Annotated in this window: 1 protein-coding gene; it reads right to left on the bottom strand. The window is 36.2% G+C overall.

Features of this window, described 5'->3' with window-relative positions:
• Nucleotides 1–76 precede the first annotated feature (76 nt).
• The gene (locus tag A5875_RS17085; protein ID WP_088934812.1) at nucleotides 77–1,660 is read right to left on the bottom strand and encodes an LPXTG cell wall anchor domain-containing protein; all 1,584 of its coding nucleotides are present in this window, start codon (nucleotides 1,658–1,660) and stop codon (nucleotides 77–79) included.
• Nucleotides 1,661–1,905 lie beyond the last annotated feature (245 nt).

The raw sequence follows: 1,905 nt of genomic DNA, 5'->3' as shown, positions 1-1,905 counted from the left end.
GCTATTTGAGTTTTTAACTAATTACCATTTTTTCCATCAGACGGAATTTTATACGTAGAAAAGTAGTAACTCCTCTCTAAATGCTTTTTGACTTACGCTTAAAAAATACAACGCCTGCCATAGTTACGATAAAAAGCCCTGTCATAGAAATAACAAAATGTGATTTATCTCCTGTTTTAGGTAGCGTTTTTCTGTTTGCACTATAGCTGCTTTGTTTCGTTTGTGGTATTTTTTGAGCTTTTGTGGTTGCTGAAATTACTTTACGTTCATTGATCGTTACAGAGATCTCTTGGGCAATATCTGGCCATTCAATATCTGTATTAGGATATTTCGCTGTAATTTCTTTGATTGATTCCTCTGAAATCTCAAATATTGGAGTTATTTTTGTTTCTCCAGCTTTCTTTGCTTTCCATGTACCATCCTTAGACAACTCAATATTTGGATTGTCTTGAATTTCTTTGAACGTTCCCTTCAATTCAATTCCTTCATATTTTTCAACTGTTAACTTTCCAGATTCTCCTTCAGTCGCTGTAATAGAGTATAGAGAAAATTGAGGGACTAAAGAAATTGCTTTGCGTTCGTTGATCGCAACAGAGATCTCTTGGGCAATATCTGGCCATTCAATGTCCGTATCAGGATATTTCATCTTAATCTCCTTGATTGTTTCTTCTGATACATCAAATATTGGGGTTATTTTCGTTTCCCCGGCCGCCTTTGCTTTCCACACACCATCTTTAGATAATTCAATATTCGGGTTGTCTTTGATTTCTTTGAACGTTCCCTTCAATTCAATTCCTTCATATTTTTCAACTGTTAACTTCCCAGACTCTCCTTCAATTGCTGCTATAGAGTATGGGGAAAACTGCGGAATTACAGAAATTGCTTTACGTTCGTTAATTGTCACCTTCACACTCTGGACGATATCAAGCCAAGCAATGTCTGTTTCAGGATACTTCTTTTCTATTGCGTTGATCGTTTCTTTGGAGATGTCAAAGCTTGGGGTCAGCTCAGTTGTTCCTGCTTTTTTCGCCATCCAAGTGCCGTCTTTTTTCAATTCAATAATCGGATTGTTTTTGATTTCCTTAAACGTTCCTTTGATCTCAATTCCTTCATATTTTCCTAAGCCTAATTTTCCTGTGCCACCTTCAATCGCTGTAATGGCAGTAGTAGTTAGGTTGATTGGTATCTCCAGTTCTTTGCGTTTATTAACTGTTACATTGATAGCCTGGGCGATAGCTCTCCAAGAAATATCTGTTTCAGGATATTTTTTCTCTATTTCCTTGATTGTTTCTGCTGATGGTTCAAAAATTGGGGCTAATTTGGTTATTCCCGCCTTTTTTGCAGTCCATGTGCCATCTTTTTTTAAATCAATGCAGGGGTTGTTCTTGATTTCTTTAAATGTTCCTTTTATTTCAATTCCTTCAAATTTTTCAACACTTAATTTCCCAGTATTACCTTCAATCGCCGTAATAGTAGTAGGTGATACAGTGACTGGGATTTCTAGTTCTTTTCGTTTTTCACCTTGATCTTTTTCGTTGATCGATTCTGACTTTGAAGAAATATTTGAAGCATACGATTGCTCGACTCCTCCAACGAGCACCCATGCAATTCCAGAAAAAAGAACTGCTAATGCAATTAAACGTAAACCATTTCTTTTCATTTCGCTCTCCTTTGCCTATTTATTTCTGGATTTCTTTTCTTAACCCTATATTTTTTAACACCTGCACCTCACCCTCGCAGGAATGCAAAAAAAGCACCCCATTAATTACTTTTAATGGAGTGCATTATGTCTATTTATTCTCAGAGAAAAAAGGTCCTATTTCCTCAACAAATAGACTTACCTTCCATTGTAAGCTCTAAGTTTAAGAAAAAGAACGCTTAGGTTGTCTCAATTATTGTCGAACC

It is taken from the genome of Enterococcus sp. 3H8_DIV0648, assembly GCF_002140655.1.
GTDB classification, from domain to species: Bacteria; Bacillota; Bacilli; order Lactobacillales; family Enterococcaceae; genus Enterococcus_A; species Enterococcus_A hulanensis.
This window is presented reverse-complemented; position numbering and strand designations above follow the sequence as displayed.

What these genes read in the sequence shown, in the direction of transcription:
- A5875_RS17085 (WP_088934812.1), bottom strand. Translation starts at nt 1,660, where the DNA reads ATGAAAAGAAATGGTTTACGTTTAATTGCATTAGCAGTTCTTTTTTCT.